At 66.3% G+C, this 8,130-nt stretch carries 7 protein-coding genes; 6 read left to right on the plus strand and 1 reads right to left on the minus strand.

Translation table 11 applies throughout. The features are described 5' to 3' along the window. Positions 1-27: 27 nt before the first annotated feature. Positions 28-2,217 (minus strand): pilin, encoded by a 2,190-nt coding sequence (locus tag AC1DSN_RS14780; RefSeq protein ID WP_477331355.1) that lies wholly within the window; start codon positions 2,215-2,217, stop codon positions 28-30. Between the two features lie 270 nt (positions 2,218-2,487). Here AC1DSN_RS14780 and AC1DSN_RS14785 point away from each other — a divergent pair, with 270 nt between their 5' ends. From AC1DSN_RS14785 to AC1DSN_RS14810, 6 genes are all read left to right on the plus strand, one after another. Beyond that, a complete protein-coding gene (locus tag AC1DSN_RS14785; RefSeq protein WP_477296013.1) occupies positions 2,488-3,414 on the plus strand; it encodes a hypothetical protein in 927 nt (308 codons plus the stop codon). After that, the gene (locus AC1DSN_RS14790) at positions 3,411-4,253 is read left to right on the plus strand and encodes a hypothetical protein (protein WP_477331357.1); all 843 of its coding nucleotides are present in this window, start codon (positions 3,411-3,413) and stop codon (positions 4,251-4,253) included. Before AC1DSN_RS14785 ends, AC1DSN_RS14790 begins: the two co-directional genes overlap by 4 nt. Positions 4,254-4,296: 43 nt before the next feature. Beyond that, on the plus strand, positions 4,297-5,061 hold the full coding sequence (locus AC1DSN_RS14795) for a hypothetical protein (RefSeq protein WP_477296015.1): 765 nt from the start codon (positions 4,297-4,299) through the stop codon (positions 5,059-5,061). A gap of 61 nt (positions 5,062-5,122) precedes the next feature. Next, entirely contained in the window at positions 5,123-6,877 is a 1,755-nt protein-coding gene (locus AC1DSN_RS14800) for a 3-hydroxybutyrate oligomer hydrolase family protein (protein ID WP_477331359.1), read from the plus strand. Positions 6,878-7,002: 125 nt separating this feature from the next. Further along, the gene (locus AC1DSN_RS14805) at positions 7,003-7,509 is read left to right on the plus strand and encodes a peptidylprolyl isomerase (RefSeq protein ID WP_477331361.1); all 507 of its coding nucleotides are present in this window, start codon (positions 7,003-7,005) and stop codon (positions 7,507-7,509) included. A 174-nt stretch (positions 7,510-7,683) separates the two neighbouring features. Beyond that, positions 7,684-8,130 (plus strand): aminotransferase class I/II-fold pyridoxal phosphate-dependent enzyme (locus tag AC1DSN_RS14810; RefSeq protein WP_477331363.1); only part of this gene is annotated, 447 nt, incomplete at its 3' end.

The raw sequence follows: 8,130 nt of genomic DNA on the forward strand, positions 1-8,130 counted from the left end.
TCATCGGCCCCCGCCCGGTACCCCTTTTCAGGGTGCGACCGGCTCGTCGCGGCAGCTCTGGGGCAGGTATTTTGGATCGATGCCGTCGCCGGAGCAGGTCCAGGTGATGACTTTGCCATCCACCTTCGGCGTCAGGATCAGCTGGCCGGAATCCAGCTTCTGGTCCGTCTTGTGGGGCGGGGTGGCGTCCAGGGTGACCACGATCTCGCCGCCCTGGCCGACTTCGACGGAACCGGCGTAGTCGTTGCCGAGCGTTTCTGGCTTGCCCAGGCCGGCGGCTGCGTTGTTCGCCGGGAACTTGCTCGTGGACAGGCGGCGCTCGGCCACGGCCAGCTTGACCGGATAGGCCGCCGTCAGGGCGCCCGACACCTGGCTGCGCAGCATGTACTGCTGGTACTGGGGGACGGCGATGGCGGCGAGGATCCCTGCCGTGGCGATGGCACCGGCCGAGCCGACCTGGCCAACCAGCTCCGCCGGGGTCTGCTCGTAGGTGAACGAAATGGACAAGGTGTCGGTGTCCGCTTCGATCGCCGCGCCGACGACACCCTTCTCGGGCAGGCCGAGGGTATGTGCGGCCGGCAGGCTCGCGATATCCAGGTCGGTCCCGGCCATCCCGCCCATCATCTGCAGGATCTCGATATAGGTGTAGTAAGCATCGCGCTGGGCGTCGCGGCTGTTCGCCGTGTAGCCCATCAGCACGTGCGAGCCCGGATAGGCGCGCCCGCGGAACCACTCGTCCAGCGAGGTATCCGGCTTGGCGGCGGCGCGGTCGGCCAGGGCCTGAGGCACCTTGGCCAAAATGACCCAGTCGCCTTCCTCCACCCAGTAAAGGCGGCTGCCGAAGCGCTGCATCAGGTTCATGAAGGGCACCAGGGCCTGCTGCTCGGGATGGTCGGCCTCCGGCTCATAAGGCGCCCCCGGCATGAACAGCCACTGCACCCTGGCGTCGTCGACGGTCATCTCGCCGCTGCGCCAGCGACCCGCCTTGGTCATCTCGTCGATGCGCGCGTGCCAGGCCTTGAGGTCGCGAGCGCGGATGGCGAAGAACTGTCCGGCGTCATCGGCGAAGACGATGGACTCCGGCCCCATCCACTTCGTGTAATCGGCGATGTCGAAGCCGTATTTCGTCCGCATTTTTGCCAGGCCGTCGCGGATGGTCTTCGCGCGATCGGCACCGAAGTCGAGACTGAGGTTGTCCTCGAACGCCTTGTAGCCGTCGGCGTTGGGCAGCGCGAAGGTCATTGCCCAGCGCGGCTCGCCCACGCTCTTCACCGTAGGCGCGAACGAGCGCGGCGCGGCATATTGAAGGACGCGCGCCTGAGGGGCGTGCACCACCATGCGGAACTGGCCCCGGCCGTCCACCGTGYCGCTGCCGAAAGCGACTGCGTCGGCCTTGGAAGCAAAGTCCGTGGGCAGCTTGCCCAGTGGCGATTCGCCTGCCTGGTTCGCCGCAACGGCGCCGATGCCGCGGATGGTCGCCCAGCCGTAAAGGCCTTCGCCCGACGTGTCGATGCGGGCTTCGAGGGCGCCGAGCGTGGCCGGCGCAGTGGTCAGTGAGGACTTGGCGAAGGTATCGGTCAACTCGTCGATCGTGTGCTCGTCGCTGGGCTGCTGCAGCGACTGGGTGACCCACAGGCGATGCTCGGCCACGACGTAGCGAACGCTCCCGCCGGAGGCAAGCTTGCCGTTGCCCTTCGCATCGAGTGGCGCGGCCAGCAGCGGCGCATTGAGAGAGGCGAGGCGCGCGTTGAACGCGTCGACCGAATCGAACGAGAAGCTGCCGGTGACGACGATCCGCGAGGTCGGCGACGGAATGCCCAGCGGATCGATAAGGGCGATCTCGAGCGGCGAACGGAGATCACCGAGCACGAGGCTGAGTGCCGGTCCGATTTTCGCATCGGCCAGGATCTTGTCCTTCGCGATCGTCTCGCGCAGTTTCGCCACGGCGTCGAGGTTTGCCTTCACGGAGAGGGCGGCATCGAGCGGGCGGCCGTTCGGCACGCCTCCGATCACGTTCCATGGGGACGGGAGGCGCAGATAGGCAACCGTCTGCGCAGGAAGGTGCTGGCGCAACCAGGCGGGGGCGGCAATAGCAGTCTGGGCGGCGGCGACCGCCTTGGGATCGGCGGCGGGCGCGTCTTCTTTCTTGTGGCAGGCGGCGAGTCCGAGTGCCGCGGTGATCGCGGCGGACAGCAGGACGGTACGACGGGCAATCATTGCTCTGTATCCCCTTGGGTTCTTCCGGCTCCTGCCGGGACTTGGAGGATAGCAGCGGCCGACAGCTCGTTGCGTGACCCACCACGGCCCTACGCCCCCCCACTGTGGGAGCCGCTTCAGCGGCGATAGCCTTCCGACAAAACGACGGGCCCCCAAACATGCTGCACCCGTCAAAACCATCAGCTACGCTCCGCACATCTGCCGTTGGCGACGGCATATCCAAGGACAGGAGTGGGGACCGTCAACACATCAAACGGAAAACGAAACACGTTGCCGTGGTTCCTGGCGCTGTGCTTGCTGAGCCTGGCCGTGCTATTCCGGCTGGCAGGGCAGGCCATAGCAGACCCGGCTCGCAGTGCCTCGACCCCGGCCGTCGATTCGCACCACGGTAGCGGCGAAGCGACCAGGCCAATAGCGTCGGCGCGACGGCAAACCGCCCCTCCGGCGGCTCGCGGTCATGGGGTTTCCGGACACCTCAATCCGGACGGTTATCTTCTTCCCAGCGACGACTTCTCCGCCATCGAACGTCGTCTGGCAGACCGCGTGACGTACGACGAGCGGGCGTTGTTCGTCATGTATCACGCCGCGGGAGTGTGCAGCACTCCGGTCAAGCCAGATTGGCGTAAGACGGCCAGGAGTGAATCCGGTCGTACCTTCTCGGCGTGGAAGGAGTCGTTCTGTCATGGAATCACGACCCACGACGAGTCACTGGCCTACGCTGCGATGACTCTCGAGTCATTTCAGAAACGTCACGAAGACTGGAACGACAAGAGCGACGAAGATGGGAACCATCTCATCTTCGAGGCCGTTCTGGATTCGGATTCGCCTGAAGACAGCGCCCTTGCGGCGGATATGGTCGACGTGCCCGGTCTCGATAAGTGGGCCCTGGGTCTGCAGGATGTCGAGGGCACGACGCACGTGGCGAGATTACCGCGCTACCAGCAGGTAGCGCTGCAGGGCATCCAGTGTTCAGAACTTGGCGGATGCGGTCCGAACGACCTCATGACCCTGTGGCTCTGCGTGAGAACCCCGGCGTTGGGCTGCCAGGCGGGTGCGAACCTCGACGACCTGTGGGCCAATGAATTCGCCCCCGACGAGATCGCGATCATCGCCCGCATCCAGCAACGCATTCTCGACGAGCGCTCGCGACGTATCGGCGCGAGCGCGAATACGGCCCCGAGGGACGCTCCCCAATGATCGCGGAAGGGTGTACCGCCACGCCAAGGCCTCTGGCCATCGGCATCTTCATCTTGGCGATGGTCACCGTGATCGGTGCACTCGCTTCACGGCATCCCGTGTCCAGCGTGCCGTCGATGCAGGTCGCGCACGCAACCTACCTGCGTCCGGGCGATTCCTTTGCCGATGTATTCGCGCGGCTTGCTTCGCGTGTCGACGAGGATCCCGGAGCGCTCCATGCGATCCGTCATGCGTCGCTGGCCTGCTCGGGCGAGGTCTCCGGCGATTGGATGCGCCGCCGGACGGTATCCACCAGCGAGAAGGCCTTCCGACGCTGGCAGTTCGCCTATTGCCAGGGCCGGTCACAGCAAGGCTGGGCCAAGGCCTACGAAACGGGCGAATGGGTCGACGTTCGCCGGCGGCATCCATCGTGGGCGCATACCACGGCAGACGCGCCGGGCTACCCGCCCGACCTTTACGCGCGGATGCTCAGCGATGCGCCGCCGCCCGACCTGCGCATGGTGCAGATGGTCCTGGCCCAGGACAGGGGGCGTCATGCGCCTTGGCGCTTCGGGAGCGATGTCGTCGAGCACGCCACGCACCCGGAGCGACTCTATCGGTACCAGCGCATGGCGCTGCGTCTGCTGGAATGCGATGTCGTCGGTGGATGTGGGCGCAATGGTGTGCTCACATTCGAACTGTGTCGTGAAGAAGGCGATTGCGCGAATGGATTGTCGATACGCGATATCGTCATGAAGCGCTATGCGCCGGATGAGGTCGCGATTATCGACGCGCTTCATGGGCGGATGGTGGAAGAACGTGGGTATTTTGCTCGGTCGCATGGTGAGGGTCGCCGCTGAAGCGGGTCCTGCAGAAGCGCACACATCTCATTAAGGGGGAAACATGGGTAGCGGGGGAACAGGGAAGGTGCGGCGCCTGGCGTTGATTTGCGTCGGCGTGGCCGTGGTCGCGATGGGTGTGGGTACGGTTCGCGCGAGATCAGCGCCGCTTCCGCTCGAGCGTCCGGGCGACACATTCGAGACCTTGCATGCGCGCTTCGATGCCCGCGCCGCGGAAGATCCGGATGCGCTTCATATGCTTGTGCAGGCAGCCATGTTGTGCAGGGAATACGACCCGAACTGGAAGTCGGAGCCTTATATAACGAATTCGTTCCGTGTCTTCGGCACCTGGCAGGATCGCTTCTGCGGTGGCGTGAACCGCGGCGGCGACTACGCCCGTTACAAGGCGCTTGGCGGGACCACCCCGTGGAATTCTCCCGTGGAGAAGCCGCTCACGCTGGACGAGGCTGTGGAGGTGGCACTGACCAGCAACTCGCCAACGCGCCTCGAATCCGCCGCCTACACGATAGAAAACGCCCCGCACCGATGGGACCTTGGCGCGAATTTCGTGCGTTACACAGCGACCATTCCCAACCTCGGTCAGCTACAAGGGATGGCCGTCCGTAGCATTGCCTGTCGGTACTCCGGCACATGCGACGCCGGTGGCATGGACACCATGTGGATGTGCGCGCGCGATCGAATGTGCAGGCCCGCGCTTACTGTCTTCGGCCTGTGGGCAACGCAACATTCGAGGGGCGAAATGGCGGCGGTACGTTCGATGTTGCAGCAGTTGATGCAGGAGCGCGAGCGCCGCGGCGTCGATCGGTAGACTTCGTGCGATCGTCCAGCACTGGCTTGCCATCGGACGGGCATTCACGCAAGGTCGGGCCATGCAAGTAAACGACACCTTCGGCGACGTCCGCGTCACCACGCATCGCGACGGCGACGATCTTCTCAGCGCCGGTCTGGGCTTGCGCGGTCTGGCGGGTACCGCGACACGCTTTGCGCACCCTGCGTCACCGACACCGGCCGAGCTGCGTCAACGCGCGATCCAGTCGAGCTGGAAGGGCATCGCCGATCTCGGTCCGCTGGGTGGTTTCGGCACGCTCTACGGCGGCGTCCCGAACGTCCCCGGCCGCGAGTTCACCACGTTCGCCAGCCTGCCTGGCGCACGCGCGCCGCACCGGGTGCTGGCCCAGGTACCGGATGACTTCGACCGCAAGAAGCGCTGTCTGGTGGTTACCGCATCGTCGGGTTCCCGCGGGATATATGGGTCCATCGCCCTGGCCGGTGGCTGGGGCCTCCCGCGTGGATGTGCCGTGGCCTATACGGACAAGGGCACCGGCGCGGGGTACTTCGATGCCTCCGATGAGACCGGCGTAGCGCTCGACGGCACGCGTGCCAGGGCAGGGTCCGTGCCACTTGAGTTCGAACCGAAGGGCCTGCCGGCCGACGCCGGCATCGCCGCCAAGCACGCGCACTCCGGCGACCATCCCGAGGCCGATTGGGGTCGCCACGTACTGCAAGCTGCGCGCTTCGGCCTGGCCATGCTCGATCGCGCCTTCCCCGACGACGCCCCGTTCACGGCACAGAACACGACGATCATCGCCACCGGTCTGTCGAACGGCGGCGGTGCCGTGCTGCGCGCGGCTGGCGACGACAGGGACGGCATCCTCGACGCCGTAGTCGCGCTCGAACCCAACATCTATGCGCGCGGCAGCGGCCGCTCGTTCTACGACTACGCCACGGAGGCGGCGCTGCTGTTGCCGGCTGCGCTGGCGGCACGCGAATTCGACGGCGTGCCCTTTGCGCGCGTTGGGGCGGCGTCCCCGACCGCCTGGGCGCTGCGTTGTGCGTCGCTGCGCGCCCACGGGAGGCTCTCCGCGGTCATGCCGGGGGCGCAGGCGGCCGAGGCCATGGACCTCCTGAGGGCCGGTGGCTGGCGGGACGACGTCCTGGCCACGGCGGCGTCCTCGACCGCGCTGGACCTATGGCGCGCCGTGACGGTCGCTTATGCCTCGGCGTACCTGAGACGCGATGCCGCCCACATGCCGTGCGGGTTCTCGTATCGCGCGCTTCCGGCCAGCGGCCTGGCAGGTTCCTCCGATGCGATGGTCCGCGCGGCCTGGTGGGCGGATGGCTCCGGCGTGCCGCCCGGTGCAGGCGTGATCCTCGCCGGGGGTACGGACCTCTCGCTCGATCCCACCTTGCCCGGCGTGCTGTGCCTGCGCGATCTTCAGACCGGCCACGGCGGCGAGGCCGGGCAACTGCGTGCCGCCGTGGACGCCACCGCGGCGGACCTGCCGCGGGACGACCTTCCGATCCTGATCGTCCACGGCGCACAGGACGGCCTGATCCCGGTGGCCTTCAGCTCGGAGCCATACGTGAAATGGCTGCGCGACGCCGGCCGCACGCCGGTGTTCTGGAAGGTCCCCTACGCCCAGCACTTCGACGCCTTCCTGGCCTTCCCGGATTTCGGCGACCGGCATGCCCCGTTGCTCCCCTTCGGCTACGCGGCGCTGGACCGCGCCTGGTCCCACGTCAGTGAGGGCAGGGCGCTGCCCGAGGACGCCGCCGTGCGCGACACCCGCCCCCGTGGCGCCGGCCCGCTGACCGCCGAAACGCTGGCTCTGCCGCAAAACTGAGCCGCCATCACGTTTTCTCGCTTGAACTCTGGGGAATAGGGCGCCATCTTTGGTGGCCTTGCAGCCCCCCGGAGCCGGTCGCACGAAGCGACTGGACCGATTTTCAACGAGTTAYAGGAATTGCGATGACCATCAACGTCACCATGAAGACCAACAAGGGCGATATCCACCTGCGCCTGCACGACGACAAGACCCCGATGACGGTGGCCAACTTCGTGAACCTGGCCAAGCGCGGCTACTACGACGGCAAGACCTTCCACCGCGTGATCCCCGACTTCATGATCCAGGGCGGCTGCCCCGAGGGTTCTGGCCGCGGCGGTCCTGGCTACAAGTTCGGCGACGAGTTCGATGCCAGCCTCAAGCACGACAAGCCGGGCATCCTCTCTATGGCCAACGCCGGCCCGGGCACCAATGGCTCGCAGTTCTTCATCACCCACGGTGCGACGCCGTGGCTGGATGGCAAGCACAGCGTCTTCGGCGAAGTCGTGGGCCCGGAAGACCAGGCCGTGGTCAACCAGATTGCCGGCGACGACACCATCGAGAAGGTGGTAGTCGAGGGTGACGTGGACGCACTGCTCGAGAAGCAGGCCGATAACGTTTCCAAGTGGAACGCGGTGCTGAACGCGCGTTAAGCGTCTGGTTCTTCGATGTTTGAAACGCCGCCTTCGGGCGGCGTTTCTGTTTCTGGCCCGCTGCTGCGGGATCGCCGCTGAAGCGGCTCCCACATCGCCGCTGAAGCGGCGATGCCCCTCCTACTCGCCCGTGTTAAAATAGCGGCCTTTGCCCCGTCCCCCTCCGAGGAAACGATGCCGCAGCTCGCCACGCGAATGGGTCGCGCCAAACCCAGTGCGATCATGGTCATTGCCGAAAAAGCCAAGCGCCTGAAAGCCGAGGGGCGCGACATTGTCAGCTTCTCGATCGGTGTCCCCAACTTTCTCCCCGGCGAGCACGTCTACGCCGCGGCCCGCGAGGCCCTGGCCAAGGATTCCGGCCAGTACGGCAGCAACCGCGGCTCCGATGCGCTGGTCGATGCCTTCCTCGGCCACATCGAGGCCCTCGGCCTGACGGGCTACAAGCGCGAGAACGTCTCCACCGGGGTCGGCGCCAAGCAGATCCTCTACAACCTGGCCGAAGCCCTGCTGGACGAGGGCGACGAAATCGCCTTCCCGGCGCCGTACTGGACCAGCTACCTCGACATCGCCGAGATCGTCGGCGCGAAGATCAACATCCTGCCGTGCCCGCCGGAGCAGCAC

It is taken from the genome of Luteibacter sp. P4_D7_3 (assembly GCF_056401735.1).

Bases quoted from the DNA above. Each gene is read 5' to 3' on its own strand.
- AC1DSN_RS14790 (WP_477331357.1), top strand. From the start codon at position 3,411: ATGATCGCGGAAGGGTGTACCGCCACGCCAAGGCCTCTGGCCATCGGC.
- AC1DSN_RS14800 (WP_477331359.1), top strand. From the start codon at position 5,123: ATGCAAGTAAACGACACCTTCGGCGACGTCCGCGTCACCACGCATCGC.
- AC1DSN_RS14795 (WP_477296015.1), top strand. From the start codon at position 4,297: ATGGGTAGCGGGGGAACAGGGAAGGTGCGGCGCCTGGCGTTGATTTGC.
- AC1DSN_RS14805 (WP_477331361.1), top strand. From the start codon at position 7,003: ATGACCATCAACGTCACCATGAAGACCAACAAGGGCGATATCCACCTG.